Below are 16,394 nucleotides of genomic sequence, written 5' to 3'. Positions count from 1 at the left end.
TCAGGCCTTAGTCTACGGTGACCTGATAGCTGAGTATGTAGACCTTGTTCACGCCCGAGGCGTTGTCGAGGTTTATAACCATCCCGTCGTCGCCGGCGGATACGGTATTGGCGTTAAACCTGGCGCCGTCGCTGTTGGCGCTGTCCGTTCTGGCTGCTACCGAGCCGGAAAAACCGGCCTGGATGGTGCCCGGCGTGTAGGTGGTGAAGGCCGGGACCACGTCGGAGATGAGAATCGCCGTGGCGTTGCCCGTTCCGCTGTTGGTGACAGTTATCGTGTAGGTCAGGGTGTCGCCGGGGGCCGCGTTGGCGAGATCGACTGCCTTGAGTATCCCGAGCACGGGGGCGGTGACGGTGGTGACGAGGTTGCCGCTGGTGAAGGTCTTGGTCACGTCGGCCGCCGAGGTCACCGTTATCGTGATCGTGCTGGTGGTGGTGTCGCCCGCCGTGGCGGGGACGGTCGCGCAAACGTAGAAGGTGGCCGTTGCGCCGGGAGCCATGACGCCGGTGTCGGTTATCGCCGAGGAGCAGGTGGCGTCGGTGCCGAAGGTGTAGACGTAACCCGCCGCTCCGCCCGCGGAAGTGAGGTCGAAGGTATCGTTGATGCTTCCGCCATTCGTCACGTCGAAGGGAAAGGAGGTGACGTCGCCGGGGGTCTTGGTGTCGGCGCTGGAGCCTACGGAAACGGTGAGGCCGGAACCGGCTCCTACGGTGAGGGGTTCGGTGTCGGTCACAACAAGAGGTGCGGTGCCCGCCATATGACTGATGGACTGGACGAAGTTTATTGGTGTCCCGGAAACGACGCCGGAGTTCAGGGTCGCCTGGAAGGCAACGGTGGTCGAGGCGCCTACCGCCAGGGGTCCCGTAAGGACTCCTGAGACGACGCCTCCTACGAAATCGATACTGCCGGGGCCGCCGAGCACTATTGAGCCGGGGACGAAGGTGAAGCCGCCGGGAATCAGGTTGGAGCAACCGATATCGCTTGATCCCGCGTTTCCGTTGTTGGTTATCGTGGCGGTGAAGGTAATCACCTGCCCGGGAACCGGGGTGGTGTCGTTCGCTACGAGGTCAACCGTGAGGACCGCGGCGTTGGCGGTGGTCGTCAGGGTTACCGAACCGGTTTTGGTGTTGTCGAACACTGATGTGCCGGTGACCAGAACCGAGTTGGGCGCTCCTCCGGCAGCTACGTCGCCGTTGGGAATCTCTACCCTGACGATGATGTCGAAGACCGCCTCGGCCAGGATAGCGCCGGTGGTGTAGGACCCGGCCGGGATCAGCGTGTCGACGCCAGCCGTGTAGGCGTCGTTGTTGTCAACGTCGTTGTAGACGGTGATGGAGGCCGGACTCCAGCCCGCGCTCGTCGCAACGGTAAAATTGATGGTGTCGGAGCCGTTGCCGTTGTTCTCGATGTCAACCGCGTAGTTGACGAAGGTGTTGTTCGCTCCGTTTCCCGTCGTTACCCCGGCGGCCACGACGACTCCGCCGATCTGAGTCACGGTGGTGTGAACCGTGTTTGACGCGACGTTGTTCCCGATTATCGTCCCGTTCGCGTCGTAGTAGGTTACATTGGCGGTGTTCGAGATGTCCTGCCCGACGGCTGTTCCCGCCGACCAGGCCGACGTCGCCGCAAGCAGCGCCAACGCCAGAATTGTGATGAGAGACGTTCGTTTTCGCATAGGTGCACCTCCTGTTGGTATTTCCGCGTAGGTTTCGGTTTGGCTTCTTTTTTTCCGCGTCATTTGACTTTAACCTTGAATTCGAGTGTTCCCGTCCCTCCGGGCAGGACGGGCTTTAGAAGTTTCCACTTGATGTGCGTATACATCTCGGGAGTCGCCGTCTTCTGGACCTTGACGCCCTTCTCGTCGGCGATGGTGTAGGTGACCGGCTCGGCCGAGTAGTTTTTGCCGCCGTCTATGCTGAAAGTCAGCTCGGCGTCGGCGGTGGCGGCGGAGCCGGGAAGGTAGGCGGTGGCGTTCGGTATCGGATCGACGATCTGCGCGCCCACGGCGTTGGCGTCGCCGTCGTTTTTGTAGGTAATCGCGTAGGCAAGCACGTCGCCGGGGTAGCCCTCCTTCGCCGGGACTTTCTTGACCACGCTCTTCCCGTTTTCAATCGCCGTAATCTCCTTTATCGCCGTTATCTCTATGGACAGTTTGGGCGCGGCGAGGGCGGCCGAGGAGAACAGGAGGAGCAAAAGCGCCGAAGCGAGAAGCGTCCCTCCCTTTTTTGCAAAACTCCATTCACTGAAAAATTTCTTTTTCATTCTTTTCTCCTCTCCATCACTGGATCAGGACTTTGAAATAGGCTTTTCCCTCGTCCGGGCCGGAATCGGCCACGCCATCGTCGGCTTCGAGGGAGATGATGTTGAAAGTTATGTTTCCGCCTACGGCCTCTCCCTGCACCTCGGGCCAGCTTCCCTCTCCCGCCCCGTCCGTGCGGGGGGTAGCGGTGGCGTAGGTCGAGGAAGCGTCTCCCGCCCGCAGGCTGCCCGCCACGTAGGTGGTGTTAAGGGGCGCGGAATCGAGAAGGAGCAGGGTGTGGGCCGAGGAGTCGCCGGTGTTTTTGTAGTGGATCGTGTAGGTTATCTCCTGGCCGGGAGCAGCCGCGGCGGGGTCGGCGGATTTGACGATGGAGACTATGGGAGCTACGACCTGCACGGGGGCGGTGTCGCCGGTGGAGACGGAGGGGAAGTTTCTTCCGTTCATCGTTACGTTGTTGTAGGCGGTAGCTCTCGGTCCTCCCGCCTGCGCCGTAAAAGACAGGGTAGCCGAGGAGCCGGAGTTGACTATCCACGGCCCCGTCCAGGTAAGAACCTGTCCGGCGACGGCGGGGTCGGAGGTTGTAAGGCCCGAGGTGGTGCCCGCGCTGTAGGTGAAGCCCGCCGGAAGGGTGTCAATCACCTCGGAGACGCGGGCGTTTCCCGGCCCGGCGCTAGTGATCGTGACCGTATAGACGAGGTTGTCTTTTCCTACGGCTGAGGGAGAGCTTACAACTTTTGCCGCCGTCACGGAGGCGGCGCGCATCGTTATGGAGGCCGTGCGCGGCTGGTCGCGGTTGACGGGAAAGGCGGAGTCGATAGTGTCTATGAAAGTGACGGTGAAAACCGTCCCGCCGAGCGCCTGCAATATCCCGTCGGACCCGGTCGCCACGGCGCTGTACGCGGTGGGAAGCTGCCCGGTGAAGATTCCGGTATCGAGACCTGTCTCGGTGAGGGTGACGGTCTCGGAGTCCCCGCCTCCCGCGATTGCGGCTGAAAGGACCTGCGCCGCGTCGGGGGTGAAGTTCCGGTCCCCGTCAACGACCTTCACGAAAAGATTGTCGGAGATATCGGCTATCGCCGGGTTGCCGTTTCCGAGGATGTCGTCCGCGAAGGAAACGACGGCTGTTGTGGCGGTCGTCCCCCAGAAGGTGACTACGTCCGAGAAGCTTGCCGAAAGGGTATCCGAGCCGGTGATGTCGCAAAGGTCGGCTGCGAGACTGGAGGTGTTGTTGCTTGTGCCCCAGTAGGTGCGTATCGGCTGGTCGGGGGAGAGCCCCGTCGCAGCCAGATAGGCCGCGAAATCGACCTTCCAGTCGATGAAGTAATCCTGAGTGGAGTGGACGAAGGTATCCGCCGCGACGATTCTGTAGTTGGAGGGAGAAAGCGGGTCGGCGTAGAGCTGGACTTCGGCGTTGTCGCTGGGGTCGTCTATGTTTCCCTGAACGGTGTTGCGGCGGATCGATATCTCCTCGGTCGCGATGCCGTCCAGCATGATGAGGTATTCGTAAGTATCTACGACGCCGTCGGTGTCAAACTCCATCCCCCAGCCGAAAGGTTCGAGGTATCCCTGGCCCCCGCTGCCCTCCGGGGAATCGTCGAGGCGGATGCGGAAGAAGAGGTCTGTGCCGTCGTTGTAGTAGTAGGCCGCGGCCTTTCCGGCTTCCGAGACGACGTTGCGCTCGTTGTTGGAGTCCCCGATCTGGTCCTGAAGCTGGGTTCCGCCGCGCAGTATCGGCTTCCAGCTGGAGTCGGCGGGCCAGGCGAAGGCGAGAGAGGGAAAGAGGAGAGCGGCGAGGAGAGGTAAGAGAAGAAATTTTTTGTTGGAGAGTTTACGCAGTTGTCCTACACGTTCACTTATGAGGGCGAGCGCCTGGGAAGGGGCAAGATAAAGTTGTACTTTCCTCAATAATCCCGCCAAGTCTCTTTAGCCCAACGAGCATTGGGTTTGGAGAATAAATTACCCCCGTCAAAAAATAGTCCAGCCGGTTTCGCTCCGTCAGCCGGGGCAAAACACGATTAAACTGCTCTATGACTAATATATACGCTCAATTAAAACTTTGTTACTCCGTTTTATCCGGGCCGAAAAATATTCTTAAATTTTGCCGTGGCTGCGGTATCTTCTCCCTATATATACCTATCGGCGAAAATACCGCTCCGATAAAGAGAAAAAGGGTTTTCCGGCGAAAAAAGGCTTTTTAAGGCTTTTCAGGGTGAAATACAAGGAGTTTCGGCGATGAAAAGGGAAATTGTAGCGGTTCTCGGAGCCAGCCCCAACCCCGAGCGCTTCTCGAACAGGGCGGTAAGGCGGCTGAGGGAAAAAGGCCACAAGGTCATTCCCGTCAACGTGAATTGCGTTCCCGTCGAGGGGCTCCCCGCTCTAAAGACCCTGGGCGAGATACAAGAAGAGGTGGACACCGTCTGCGTGTACGTGGGGCCCTCGAACATCAAGAGTTCGATAGAGGAGATCGTCAAGCTCAACCCGAAAAGGGTGATCCTGAACCCCGGAGCGGAATCGGAAGAGCTGAAAGCGGCGCTGAACAAGGCGGGGATACCGTGCAAAGAAGCCTGTACTCTGGTCCTTCTTTCAAGCGGGGAATTTTAGAAGCCGGAAACGGCTTCGGCTTTTGCCGCGGGGCTTGGTCGCTACTCGCTCGCGCTCCTCGCCGTAGTCACGCTACTGTCTGCGTCGCGCTCGCTACGGGCTCCTTGCCCGGCGGCAAAATCCTTTGCCGTGCGTAAAAATAAAACAGTCGAGCGCCTGTTTTTTACTGCGTCATTCCCTCGCATGAGGGAATCCAGAGGCTGTAGCGGTATTTCTGGACTCCCGCCTTCGCGGGAGTGACGAAAGTCTCCGGGCCGGAGCAGTTTTTCAGGTTTCCCTTCGTCTCAGCATGAATTTGGTGAGTTCAAGGACGGGAACGATGGTCAGGGAGCAGAGGGCGGCCTCCGCGAAGTCGATCGCAGTAAGCGAAAAGGTCCCGAAAGGCTTGTGGAAGGCGGGGAGGTAGACGATTGCCGCGAGCAGCGCGAGTTCCCAGGCGACCGAGAGGTTGAGCCACCTGTTGGCGAGGGTGTTGCGGAAGACGGACTCGTGCTCCGAGCGAAAGCTGTAGGCCTTGAAAAACTGTATCAGCACGAGCGAGACGAAGGTCATCGTCATCGCCTCGTCGAGCGGCCTCCCCGAGCGAAGCGCCCAGCCGAAAAGGGCGATGTTCGCCATCATCGACCATAGCCCTCCCTCCATCATCAGAAGAGCCAGGGGCTTCGAGAAGATTCCCTCTTTCGAGTTTCTCGGGCGGCGGAGCATGAGCCCCTTTTCCGGCGGGTCCACCGCGAGGGCCAGCGCGGGCAACCCGTCGGTCGCGAGGTTTACGTAGAGTATCTGGACCGCGGTAAGGGGCTGGGGGAGCCCGATGAGCGCCGCGCCCGCGATAAGCCCTATCTCGCCGACGTTCGAGGAGATAAGGTATTTCAGATATTTCTTTATGTTGTCGTAGATAATACGCCCCTCCTCGACGGCGGAGACGATGGAGGCGAAACTGTCGTCGGCCAGCGTCATCGCGGAGGCCTCCCGCGTTACGTCGGTGCCGCTTTTACCCATAGAGATGCCGATATCAGCCCTTTTGAGAGCCGGCGCGTCGTTGACGCCGTCGCCGGTCATCGCCACCACCTCGCCCCTCGCCCTGAAAGCCTCAACGATGCGCAGCTTGTGTTCCGGGGATACCCGCGCGTAAACGTCGATGGAATCGATACGCGAGGCGAGCCCTTCAACACTCATGAGGTCGAGCTCTTTTCCCGTGACGATACCCCCATCCTGCAAAATGCCCAGTTCCCGCGCTATCGCCTCGGCGGTTTTCGGGTGATCGCCCGTTATCATCACGGGGCGGATGCCGGCGTTTTTGCAGGTTTCGACGGCAGCCTTCGCCTCCTCCCTCGGCGGATCCAGCATCCCCGCAAGGCCGAGGAAGACGCCGCCCTCGGGGAGGCCGGAAAGGGATTCCGACTCCTTTTCGCAGAAGGCCAGCACGCGAAGGGCGCGCGAAGCCATTTCCCGCGCGACAAAGAGGATCCTTTCCCTGCCCGCCTGATCGAGCGGGACGACGCCCCCCCCGGTTTTTTCAAAGGAACAGACCGGAATTACCACCTCCGGCGCTCCCTTGATGAAAATCCTCTTTCCCGAGAGGGTGGCGTGAAGGGTCGCCATCATTTTCGTCTCGGAGGAGAAGGGAATTTCCCCGATCCGGGGGTTTTTTTCCGCTATTTCCGTTTCGTCGAGCCCCGCTTTTCTGGCGGCGACGATGAGGGCGCCCTCCGTAGGGTCGCCGGTAATGGCCCACTCCTCCCTCTCGCTTAGAAAAAGCGTTGCGTCGTTGCAAAGGACGCTTGCCGAGAGCAGTTCCGGCAGGGAGGCGGGAGCCCCGCCGTTTCCCGCATTTCCCCTGAATTCCCCGCGCGGGTCGTAACCGGCCCCGGTGACTTCAACCGGCTCCCCTTCGAGGTAAATTTCGCGCACCGTCATCTCGCCTTTAGTGAGGGTGCCGGTCTTGTCGGTGCATATGACCGTTGTGGAGCCGAGGGTCTCGACGGCGTGGAGGTTTCGCATGAGGGCGTTTCGTCTGCTCATCCTTTGGACGCCGAGGGCCAGCGAGATAGTTACCACCGCGGGCAGGGCCTCGGGGACGACGGCGACGGCCAGCGCTATCCCGAAGATCAGCATCTCCACGAAAGGCTGCCCCCGGAAGAGCCCAAGGACAACGATTAAGGCGACTATGACGATTGCCGCCTTCGCGAGCCCGTGTCCTATCTTTTCGAGGCTTTTCTGCAGGGGGGTGGCTTCGGGGGCGATGGACTGGAGCATCCCGGCGATCTTGCCGAACTCCGTTTCCATTCCGGTCGCGGTTACGACCGCCCTCGCCCTGCCTGAGCTGACGGTAGTGCCCGCGAAGACCATGTTGGCCCTGTCGCCGGTGGGGACCTTTTCCGGGAGAACGAGGGAGGCGTCCTTGCCTACGGGTGTCGATTCCCCGGTGAGGGGCGCTTCCTCCGTCCTCATGTGGACGGCCAGGAAAAGGCGGCCGTCGGCGGGGACCCGGTCGCCCGCCGCCAGCACCATAACGTCGCCGGGGACCAGTTCGGCGGAGGGAAGCTGAACCTCCCTTTTGTCCCGCAGGACCCTTGCCGTGGGCGCGGTCATCTTGCGCAGGGCCTCGATAGCCCTTTCGGATTTCAGCTCCTGATAAAAGCCGAGAAGAACGGCGAAAAGGACGATTACGAGGATGGCGGCGGCTTCCAGGCCGTGCCCGAGAAAGGCGGAAAGGACCGTTGCGATGAGAAGAATGATAATGAGGACGTTTTTGAACTGGGACAACAGCAGAGAAAGGGGGCTTACCCTGACGGGCTCCTGTAGGAGGTTGGAACCGTATTTCAAAAGCCTGCTTTTGGCCTCGGAGGTTTCAAGCCCTTCCGGCGAGGAGGAAAGCTCTTCAAAGACCGCCTGGGCGGGTTTGCTGAAAAAAGTCGTCATAAAAGCTCCGGGTGAGTGGACCAAAACCTCCCTGGAGTATACTCCAGGGATCGCAGCGGGCCAAAACCCGGCGGGTTGAGGAAGGGCGGGCGGGATGTATTATTTCACCGGACGCGCTGTTTTTTGCAGCGCCGAAAGGTGAAGAGATGTTGCCGGGTACGGGTTTTTGCACGGAGTGCGGCGGTGAATTAAGGCCCGGAGCGGAGGTATGCCCCCGCTGCGGGGCCAGAATACTGTGCCGCACCGGCCCGGGCAGGTTGACCGCCGCCCTTCTGGCGATATTCCTCGGCTCGCTTGGCGCCCACAAGTTTTATCTTGGACGAATCGGCCCCGGGGTGCTGTATCTTCTCCTTTGCTGGACCCTGTTGCCGGGAATTCTCGGCGTTATCGAGGGGATAACGTATCTTCTGATGACCGAAGAGGGTTTCAGGGCCAGATACTGAAGGTGAAGATCGGAAGGCGCCGCGCCGGAACCTCAGGTCTTTTAAAGTAAAATACCCGGCTGGCAAAAATCCGCCGGACCCCGTATCATTGCGCATTCGGGGTTCCCTTAACCCGGCCCCGCGCCGGCCTCCTTACGGAAAAGCATGGAAATAATAAATTTCTTCATCGATTTCATCCTCCACGTCGATACCCGGCTGGGCTCGATTATCGCCGAGCACGGGGCCTACGTTTACCCGATCCTCTTTACGATAATATTCTGCGAGACGGGCCTCGTGGTCACTCCTTTTCTGCCGGGGGATTCGCTTCTTTTCGCCGCCGGGTCCTTCGCCGCCCTCGGCTCGATGGATCTTTTCACCCTTATGCTCCTCCTCACCGCCGCAGCCATATGCGGAGACAATACAAATTACTGGATAGGCAGAAAGATAGGCCCCGGAATATTCAGGAGCGAAAAAAACATTCTTTTTCGCCGCGACTACCTCGACAAAACCCAGAGGTATTACGGGATACACGGGGGGAAAACCGTCCTTTTCGCGCGGTTCATGCCCATTTTCCGCACCTTCGTCCCCTTCGTCGCGGGCGTGGGGCGGATGGAGTACTCCCGCTTCCTGCCCTACAGCGTCAGCGGCTCGATACTCTGGGTGAACGGTTTCGTGCTCGCGGGATACTTCTTCGGGAGTTTGCCCTTTGTCCGGCAGCGCTTTACCCTGGTCATCTTCGGAATCATCCTTATCTCGATGTTCCCGATGCTTCTCCACGGCTTTCGGACCTTCAGGGCCAGACTCAGAAAAAAAGCCCTGGAAAACGAGTGACTGCGGCACGAAAAAAGCATATTTCGCTCTGCGGCGCGGACTGTTTCACCATTGCGCCCGCCGAAGTCCAAAGCGGGAGAAATAAAAACCAAAATGAAATACGCCCAAAAAACCTCATTTGCGATAGCCCTCTGCCTGGCGATTCTCTTTAGCGTCACTTCGAGGGCCGAGGAGCAGCTTATCCTCGAAAAAAACACCGAGTGGTCGGGCGCTCTGGATTTCAAAACCGAAGTGGTCGTCAAAGAAGGCGTAACCCTGACGGTCAGGCCGGGGACAAAAGCAGCTTTCGGCCCCGGCGCGAGGCTTATCGTGCTGGGAAGCCTGTCGGTAGAGGGAAGCCCGGGGGGGAGCGTCTATCTTGGGCCGGGGGCCGAGGGAGAAAAAAAGGATCAGAAGTGGGGGGGCATCGTCTTTGGAGGAGTCACCTCCGCCCGCGTTTCCCGCGCACGGATAGTGGGGGCCGAGAAGATCGAGGTGTCGAACAGTTCCGTCACCTTTTCGGATTCGGTCGTCGAAAAAGGCGTGAATGGATTTTTTTTCGTCACCGGGGGGCGCTCTCTGATAGAAAAGTGTCGGATTTCCGACATGTCGGAGAGCGGGGTGACGGTCACCCTCAATTCCCTCGTGGAGATTTACGGCTCCAGCATCGAGCGCTGCAAGAAAACCGGAGTCAGCAACAACCAGCACGGAGCCATAAGGGTGGGCGGCTGCACCGTGACGGATTGCGAAACCGGAATTTCGGTAACCGGCGACCAGTCGGTGGTTTCGGACAATACGGTAAAAAAATGCGTGGAGGGAATCGCGGTTTCGCAGGGGAACGAGGGCACCAAAATCCACGGAAATACGGTGAGCGAGGTTGAAACGGGGATCTACTGCTTCCGGTTCGCTTCCCCCGAGGTAATCGCCAACACCATCACCAAAGCAAAAACCGGCATAAAGTGTTTCCAGACCTCGAACCCGGTTATTGCCCAAAACAGGCTCGAAGATAACAAGACCGCGATAGCGTGCCTTCAGATGTGCCGCCCCGTAATCGAGAAAAACCAGATAGAGAAGAACGGGGTGGGCGTTTACCTCCACCTCTCCTCCTACGCGATAATGAACTCCAACAACTTCGACAAAAACCGGCTTCACGTAGAGCTGGACAACATGAGCGCCGACTGGGAGAGGCGGGCGGCGAAAAAGCCCACGCGCTCGGCGCAGGCGCTTAACGAGCAGCTTGTCCAGAAGGGCAGGGCGATGCCGGAGAAGGTCGAGGAGGACATCTCCTACATGGGCGCCGTAGAGGCAACCGGGAACTGGTGGGGGGAGGCGACCACCGCCGAGATGAAGAAAAAGGGCGCTGAGGCCGATATCTCGACCCTCAAGGATTACTACGACGTTCAAAAGCGCACCTACGAGGGGTGGGAGGGGGAGTACGTGCAGGACAAGATAGATTACTCAGGCTACCTTTCAGCACCCGTAGCCGACGCGGGCCCAAAGGGTCTAAAACAGTAAGGGGATAATCCAGAAGTCTATTGAAAACTGTTTCGACCCCCGTTTTCTGTGTCGCGTGCTCACTCGAAGCTCGCCTAACACCCGGTTATGTCTCGCTTCTCGCTCCGCGTCTCCTTGAAACCGGGGTTCTCTCGACGTTTTCAATAGACTTCTAAGTCGCGGCCCGCGACTCCCCGCGAGAGGTGACGTTTATGGCGGCTTTGTCGACAAGCGGGCACTTCGTCTCGCAGATTCCGCACCCGATACAGAGATTCTCGTCCACGTAAGGCTTCTTGAAGGATTTCCCCTCCAGTTCCTCCGTCCGAAGCTTGATCGCCTTTTCCGGCGTCGGGCAGTGTTCCTCGCAGACTATGCACTCCGATGCGCCTATCCAGGGGAGGCAGCGGGTTCTGTTCACCTCGGCAAGGCCTATGCGCACCTTCGTCTTTTCCGCGAGCGGAAGTCTTTTTATCGCGCCGGTGGGACACACCTGCCCGCAAAGCGAGCAGTTGTATTCGCAGTAGCCGATTTTAGCCACCAGCACCGGGCTCCAGACCCCCTGAATGCCCGCTTCGGAGATGGCGGGCTGGAGGCCGTTGGCTATGCAGACCCTCATGCACTCGCCGCAGCGGGTGCAGCGCGCCAGAAATTCCTCCTCCGGCAGCGCTCCCGGCGGGCGTATCCGCCTCGGGTCTCCGTAACGCGCTTTCGCCTCCGTCCGCAAAAAAGTGAGGGAAAGGGCTCCGAGGGCCAGAGAGGTGAGCACCGTCCGCCTCTGGATGTCGGGCGCGGAGGGCTTCGGTGAGACCGCGCCGGTAAAGGTTATCGCCTTTTCGGGGCAGGTCTCTTTGCATTCGAGGCAGGCGACGCACTCGGCGTACTTTGTGCCGGTAAAATCCTCATCGACCGCACCCATCGGGCACTTTTTGGCGCAGGCGGAGCAGCTTGTGCAGGCGGTGGACACCCTGCGCTTCACAAGGGCGTGCTTACCGCAGAGGCCAAGAAGAGCCCCCAGCGGGCAGAGGTTTCTGCACCAGAAGCGGCGCTCGACAAGCTCAAGTCCCAGAATCCCGATAAAAATGAATCCCGTCAGAGCCGCAAGCTGAAAATACTGCTGCCCGAAGGTGAGGAAGTGGTTTTTCAGGAAGGAATAAACCGGCTCGGAAACCGCCGTCACCGCGCCGATCCTCGTTTCGTAGAGGGAGGAGAACGTCCCGTTCAGGGCGTAATTGGCCGCCGGGAAAATCGAGACGGTGAAGGAGCGGATGAGCAGGCACAGCGGGTCGAAGAGGAAGACGAGTTGAAGGGTGAAGAGGGCGGAGCCCGCGAGGACGGCCAGCACGCCGAATTTGACGTTCCTCCACCGTTTCGGCGCGCCGGGACGGCGCTTTTTGCCGATGGCGAAGCTCGTCAGGTCGAGGATGGACCCAAGGGGGCAGAGCCAGCCGCAGAAGAAGCGCCCGAAGAGCACGGTCAGGCCCAGCACGATGAGCGAGGGCCACAGCATGGGTATGAGGGTGCGGGAGGCAAGCGTTGCCGCGCCCGCCATCAGCGGGTCCAGCCGAAGGAAAATATTCACCGCGTAGGGAAGGATGTCGTTGTCCTTGTACTCGGTGTTCAGAAAAAGAAAGAAAAAGACCGCGAAGACTCCCGCCTGCGACAGTCTCCGGAGAAGTTTCGGTTTCATCCGCCCGCCTTTAGGCGCATCACCCGTATCTTTTCGAGATCGTTCACGCCGAGCCCGCGCTTTCCGGCGGTTACGAGAAAGGGGATATCCAGCGGCGTCTTGCCGAAGAGGGAGACGGCGACGCTGTCGGCGGCGACGATGTCGGTTCCCGCTACGAGGGTATTGGCGATCTTCACGTCCTCAAGTCTTCCGCCCTGCGGGCCGTTGGCCAGAAGGATGCGGGTCGCGTCGATAATGGTCAGGTGAGAGCGGATAGCGAGGTTTATATCGGTCAGCGCGTCGGGGAGATTCCTGTGAAAACCTGCCCTGTTGCCGCCCGCCACCCCCATTATGTTCTTCATCCCGAGGGTGAGGAGAGAGGCGCCGTGGTGTTTTGCTACGGGGAGGTTTATGAACTTGTCGGCGGTAAGCGCGTCTTCGTAAAATGGCTGGCGCGTGAGAAAGACGCCGCCGGGAATATCGACGACCCTGTAGCGGCGGTCGTCGATATGGGAAAGCTCGACCCTCGGGTCGCCGATAGCCTCTACGGCGGGGCCTATCCCGCTGGTCACGTAACAGCGGCGCGGCTCGTTGCAGGTGCGGTCGAATACCTTGACCTTCGCGGCTCCCGCAGCGAGGCAGAGGCGGATTACCTCGGTGACCACCTCGGGGTGGGTGTTGGCGGCCTGCTCGGGGGTGCGGTCCCAGCCTATATTGGGCTTTACCACGACCGTCTCGCCGGGCTTTACGAAAGCTTCCATGCCGCCGAGGGCCTTTACGGTCTCCCTCACGAGCGAAGCCGCGGATTTGCCCTCGGCCATGACCACCAGCGGCCCCTGGGCGGCGTAAGCGCTGAGGGGGTAGCCCGGCACGAGGGCCGTTCCGGCGCAAAACAGGGCGGAATTTTTAATGAATTCCCTGCGGTTCATTTTTTATCCTCCGGACGGGCAACATCCCGCCTGCTGCTGCTCAAAAGGCGGCCTTACGGCCGCTCAGATTGCTGACAAACTTCGTCTTTTCTCCGATTTACTTCGTCAGGCTCAAAAAACGATCCTCAAAATACAAGGAGCATTCCTCCGGTCATTTTTCTCGCCTTCCTTGTTCTCGAAGAAAATACTGTGTTTGTCGCAATCTCAGCCTGTTGACCTGGTGCTCCCTTATTGTTCTGTTTTCTGTGCGGAAAACTTTCCTTTTCGCCACAAATGACTTTGTCAACAGTCTGGACGGCCTTACGGGCCGCTTAAGGTTTACCTCACGCCGGAGTCTTCCACCGGCTTCTGAAGGAAGGGCTCGAAGTTTACCCTCCCGAGGGAGGCGTCCTTCGTCTTGTCGAAGAATTTTTCAGCGACCTTTTCTTTGTCCGCACTGCCCCACCAGTTACCCGAGAGATCGAGGTCCTCGTGCTGGCTCTGGCCGACGTTGACGTTGTACCGGAGGGAGTTTTCGACGTTGTTGTCGAAAAACCTCACCGAGGAGCCTGTTTTTCTGACGGGGAAGTAGGCGTGCCCGTTTCCCCTGAAGCTGTTGTTGCGTATGGTGGTGCGCGAGCCGTTGGATTCGGTGCGTATGCCGTACACGTTGCCGGTAAAGTCGTTGTGTTCGATCAGCACGTCGGCTGTCGAGAAGCGCATGGCTTCGTAATTCCCCCTGAATATATTGTCCCGCACCTCCGCCTTCGAGTAGTGAATCTGCAGGCCGGTGAAGGCGTACTCGAAGATGCATCGCTCGACGGCGGAATTTTTGCTGACCGAGATCTGCACGAAGGTCCAGTCCTTTTTTTCCGGGGTTTGGCGGGCGGAGGTGAAGAGGATGGGTTTTTCCTTCGTTCCCCTGGCGATCAGGTTCCCCTCTACCGTCAGTTCGCCGTCGCCTATGTTGTTCTTGTCCTCGTCGCTCCACTCGAATTTTACAACCGTTCCCGGCTCTATCGTCAGGTTGACGCCCCTCTGGACTACGTTCTGTCCGCGAAGCAGGACGGTTCCGCTCCAGGTCGTGTCCTTTGTTATGTACGCCCTGTCAAGGCTCAGCGGCTCCTGCGCTGTGGCCGAAGAGGGCGCGAAGGCGGCCAGCAAGGCAAGAAAAATCACAAGAGCGGTCATGTTTTTCATCATCCGCTCAGGGCAGTATCCGCTCGACGGTTATGTTTATGCCGTCAAGCACCTGTCCGGTCTCTATTTTCACGGAGTGGTCTCCCGTGCCGTCCCAGCGCCCGTACCACTCCCCGATGGAGGGGGTGTCGCCGTAAGCCGAGCGGGCTCCGACGTAGTAGGTGCCGCCCTTCGCGAGACTGATGACGTAGCGCCCCTCCCCGTCTACTAGGGCCGAGATCGCCTCGGGTCTCTGGTGACCCATAACCTTGTCGAGATAGGCGAAAGCGTATACGCCCTTCGCGGGGTTGCCTTCCCTGTCGAGCGCCTTTCCGGTAATCCGGGTGGCGGTGGCCCCGAACAGGCTGTCTTCCATCACAGCCTCGCTGGCCTTGCTTACCACCGGGACTTCAATCTTTGCCGTCTTCCCCTGCCGTACCTGCACGGGATTTCGCGGGTAAAAGCTGAAATAGTCGCCCTCCCCGAGCGGCCCCGCGCCCTTTCCCGAGGCCCTTTTCCGGGCGACTACGAAATATTCCAGCTCGGGGAGGCCGGCGAAGCGAAATACCCCGTTTTTGCCGGTGGGCATCGAGTTGGCGTAAGCCACGCCGCGCAGGTCCTCGGCGGTATCGACGTAGAGGGTCACGTAAACGCCTTCCAGCGGAGTTCCGTTGTAAAGGACGACGCCCGTGATCGCCCCGTCGGAACCGCTTTCGTAAACCTCCCAGGCGATGTCCGGCGGCGCCTTGACGGCGCTGAAGCCGGCGCGGGCATATTTTCCGGCGCTTACCGTAACCGGATTGGACCCCTGATAGGAAAAATAGTCGCCCGCCGAGAGAGGGGCGTTCTCTTTGCCCGGCGCGGTCTTTTTAGCCATCACGTAGTAGACGCCGGGAGAAAGGTCCAGTCTGTACCTGCCGCCGCCGTCCGCCGGGAGGGAGACTCCGGCGGGCTTGTTCTCCAGAAAGTCGCCGAAGGCCGGGTAAGCGAAAACCTTCGCCCCCGGCAGCCCCTCGCCGTCAACGGTGACCTTGCCTTCGAGGCCGGAGCCGGAAGGAGAGCCCCCGCTTTCTTTTCCGGTTCCCGCATGCGAAAGCGAAGGGAAAAACGCGAACGCGAACAAGAAAAGGAGAATGCAGGGCAGTGGACGGATTCTCTTCATTGCGGATGCCTTTGGGTACATGGCGATAAAAGCGATTCCCGCTTCCGGACGGGCGGGGCAAGCCGTCTCATTTCCTGAATTATTATGCAGAGATTATGCCACAAATGTACTGAATTCTTTCAGGTTTAATGGCTCCGGAGGGCTTCGGGCCGTATTTCGCTCCACAAATCTACCGGCTTTCGGTCCGGAAAGGCATTTTGAAAGTTCGGGCCAAGGGAATCACGTTCATAAAAATTCCCCCTCTGACGGTTCTCCGTCAGGGGGGGAATTTTAAAGTCAATTGATTTTCTTAAGCGAAAGTAAAAAAGCTATTGATTTTTTCACCGGAATGAATATTTTAAGTAATACTAAATATGATTTAAGGATTCGGGCGATGGATTCGCCGAAAGGGATAAAAAATGTTTCAGATCCGCATTCATGGCCGGGGAGGCCAGGGAGTGGTTTCGGGAGCCGAGATGCTCTCCATATCGGCTTTTCTGGAGGGGAAGCACGCCCAGGCCTTTCCCAGCTTCGGCTCGGAGCGCATGGGAGCCCCCGTGGTGGCCTTCTGCCGCATAGACGATAAGGAAATCCGCCTCCGCGAGCCGATTATGGAGCCGGACGCCCTTATAATTCAGGACCCCACCCTCTTTAGCGCCATAAACGTCTTCACCGGCTTTAATCCGGATGGCTTTCTCATAGTAAATACTACCCGGTCCTTCGAGGAATTGGGAATAGAAGAGTTCGCAAGCCAACTTCCGCCCGGGAACATTCTGGCGGTTCCGGCCACCGAGCTGGCGATGAAGTACGTCAGGCGGCCGGTGCCGAACGTCCCCCTTCTCGGCGGCTTTGCACGCCTCACCGGCAAGATATCGCTGGAATCGGTGAAGGCCGCTATACGCGAGAAATTCCCCGGCCCTCTCGGCGAGGCCAACATTTCGGCGGTGTGCGCGGCCTACGAAACCTCCGCCCCGTTAAAATCTTAAGAGGA

Annotated in this window: 13 protein-coding genes; 5 read left to right on the top strand and 8 right to left on the bottom strand. The window is 59.2% G+C overall.

Going from position 1 to position 16,394, the window contains the following annotated elements:
- Positions 1-7: 7 nt before the first annotated feature.
- Genes EPN96_09250 through EPN96_09240 form a run of 3 tightly spaced genes read right to left on the bottom strand, consistent with a single transcriptional unit; the run spans position 8 to position 4,165 of the window.
- Positions 8-1,738: a DUF11 domain-containing protein gene (locus EPN96_09250; protein TAL16467.1), complete on the bottom strand. Its 1,731-nt coding sequence runs from the start codon at positions 1,736-1,738 to the stop codon at positions 8-10.
- Positions 1,735-2,262 (bottom strand): DUF11 domain-containing protein, encoded by a 528-nt coding sequence (locus tag EPN96_09245; protein TAL16466.1) that lies wholly within the window; start codon positions 2,260-2,262, stop codon positions 1,735-1,737. The genes EPN96_09250 and EPN96_09245 overlap by 4 nt, the downstream gene beginning before the upstream one ends.
- 16 nt (positions 2,263-2,278) lie before the next feature.
- Entirely contained in the window at positions 2,279-4,165 is a 1,887-nt protein-coding gene (locus tag EPN96_09240) for a DUF11 domain-containing protein (protein TAL16465.1), read from the bottom strand.
- A 327-nt stretch (positions 4,166-4,492) separates the two neighbouring features.
- On the opposite strand from EPN96_09240, the gene EPN96_09235 reads away from it, so the two are divergent.
- The gene (locus tag EPN96_09235) at positions 4,493-4,861 is read left to right on the top strand and encodes a CoA-binding protein (GenBank protein TAL16464.1); all 369 of its coding nucleotides are present in this window, start codon (positions 4,493-4,495) and stop codon (positions 4,859-4,861) included.
- Between the two features lie 267 nt (positions 4,862-5,128).
- Here EPN96_09235 and EPN96_09230 read toward each other — a convergent pair whose 3' ends face one another.
- Entirely contained in the window at positions 5,129-7,783 is a 2,655-nt protein-coding gene (locus EPN96_09230) for a cation-translocating P-type ATPase (GenBank protein TAL16463.1), read from the bottom strand.
- A gap of 146 nt (positions 7,784-7,929) precedes the next feature.
- Here EPN96_09230 and EPN96_09225 point away from each other — a divergent pair, with 146 nt between their 5' ends.
- The 3 genes from EPN96_09225 to EPN96_09215 all read left to right on the top strand — a co-directional run bounded on the left by EPN96_09225 (position 7,930) and on the right by EPN96_09215 (position 10,530).
- Positions 7,930-8,226 carry a TM2 domain-containing protein gene (locus EPN96_09225; GenBank protein TAL16462.1) on the top strand — a complete coding sequence of 99 codons (297 nt, stop codon included), beginning with the start codon at positions 7,930-7,932 and terminating at the stop codon, positions 8,224-8,226.
- Between the two features lie 144 nt (positions 8,227-8,370).
- The gene (locus EPN96_09220; GenBank protein ID TAL16461.1) at positions 8,371-9,036 is read left to right on the top strand and encodes a DedA family protein; all 666 of its coding nucleotides are present in this window, start codon (positions 8,371-8,373) and stop codon (positions 9,034-9,036) included.
- 93 nt (positions 9,037-9,129) lie between these two features.
- On the top strand, positions 9,130-10,530 hold the full coding sequence (locus EPN96_09215; GenBank protein TAL16460.1) for a right-handed parallel beta-helix repeat-containing protein: 1,401 nt from the start codon (positions 9,130-9,132) through the stop codon (positions 10,528-10,530).
- 151 nt (positions 10,531-10,681) lie between these two features.
- Here EPN96_09215 and EPN96_09210 read toward each other — a convergent pair whose 3' ends face one another.
- From EPN96_09210 to EPN96_09195, 4 genes are all read right to left on the bottom strand, one after another.
- On the bottom strand, positions 10,682-12,196 hold the full coding sequence (locus tag EPN96_09210) for a 4Fe-4S binding protein (GenBank protein TAL16459.1): 1,515 nt from the start codon (positions 12,194-12,196) through the stop codon (positions 10,682-10,684).
- Positions 12,193-13,104, bottom strand: a complete 912-nt coding sequence (locus EPN96_09205) for a DUF362 domain-containing protein (GenBank protein TAL16458.1) — start codon at positions 13,102-13,104, stop codon at positions 12,193-12,195. The genes EPN96_09210 and EPN96_09205 overlap by 4 nt, the downstream gene beginning before the upstream one ends.
- Before the next feature lie 318 nt (positions 13,105-13,422).
- A complete protein-coding gene (locus tag EPN96_09200; GenBank protein ID TAL16457.1) occupies positions 13,423-14,286 on the bottom strand; it encodes a right-handed parallel beta-helix repeat-containing protein in 864 nt (287 codons plus the stop codon).
- A gap of 4 nt (positions 14,287-14,290) precedes the next feature.
- Positions 14,291-15,424 carry a hypothetical protein gene (locus tag EPN96_09195; protein ID TAL16456.1) on the bottom strand — a complete coding sequence of 378 codons (1,134 nt, stop codon included), beginning with the start codon at positions 15,422-15,424 and terminating at the stop codon, positions 14,291-14,293.
- A 398-nt stretch (positions 15,425-15,822) separates the two neighbouring features.
- Between EPN96_09195 and EPN96_09190 the strand changes: the two genes are divergently transcribed.
- On the top strand, positions 15,823-16,389 hold the full coding sequence (locus tag EPN96_09190; protein TAL16455.1) for a 2-oxoacid:acceptor oxidoreductase: 567 nt from the start codon (positions 15,823-15,825) through the stop codon (positions 16,387-16,389).
- Positions 16,390-16,394: the final 5 nt, after the last annotated feature.

The sequence above is a fragment of the bacterium genome, assembly GCA_004322275.1.
Taxonomy (GTDB): domain Bacteria; phylum Desulfobacterota; class Deferrisomatia; order Deferrisomatales; family BM512; genus SCTA01.
The sequence above is the reverse complement of the archived record's forward strand: the minus strand, read 5'-3'. Positions and strand labels throughout refer to the sequence as shown.

Bases quoted from the DNA above. Each gene is read 5' to 3' on its own strand.
- EPN96_09195 (TAL16456.1), bottom strand. From the start codon at position 15,424: ATGAAGAGAATCCGTCCACTGCCCTGCATTCTCCTTTTCTTGTTCGCG.
- EPN96_09200 (TAL16457.1), bottom strand. From the start codon at position 14,286: ATGATGAAAAACATGACCGCTCTTGTGATTTTTCTTGCCTTGCTGGCC.
- EPN96_09210 (TAL16459.1), bottom strand. From the start codon at position 12,196: ATGAAACCGAAACTTCTCCGGAGACTGTCGCAGGCGGGAGTCTTCGCG.
- EPN96_09245 (TAL16466.1), bottom strand. From the start codon at position 2,262: ATGAAAAAGAAATTTTTCAGTGAATGGAGTTTTGCAAAAAAGGGAGGG.
- EPN96_09205 (TAL16458.1), bottom strand. From the start codon at position 13,104: ATGAACCGCAGGGAATTCATTAAAAATTCCGCCCTGTTTTGCGCCGGA.
- EPN96_09235 (TAL16464.1), top strand. From the start codon at position 4,493: ATGAAAAGGGAAATTGTAGCGGTTCTCGGAGCCAGCCCCAACCCCGAG.
- EPN96_09250 (TAL16467.1), bottom strand. From the start codon at position 1,738: ATGACGCGGAAAAAAAGAAGCCAAACCGAAACCTACGCGGAAATACCA.
- EPN96_09230 (TAL16463.1), bottom strand. From the start codon at position 7,783: ATGACGACTTTTTTCAGCAAACCCGCCCAGGCGGTCTTTGAAGAGCTT.
- EPN96_09190 (TAL16455.1), top strand. From the start codon at position 15,823: ATGTTTCAGATCCGCATTCATGGCCGGGGAGGCCAGGGAGTGGTTTCG.
- EPN96_09215 (TAL16460.1), top strand. From the start codon at position 9,130: ATGAAATACGCCCAAAAAACCTCATTTGCGATAGCCCTCTGCCTGGCG.
- EPN96_09220 (TAL16461.1), top strand. From the start codon at position 8,371: ATGGAAATAATAAATTTCTTCATCGATTTCATCCTCCACGTCGATACC.
- EPN96_09225 (TAL16462.1), top strand. From the start codon at position 7,930: ATGTTGCCGGGTACGGGTTTTTGCACGGAGTGCGGCGGTGAATTAAGG.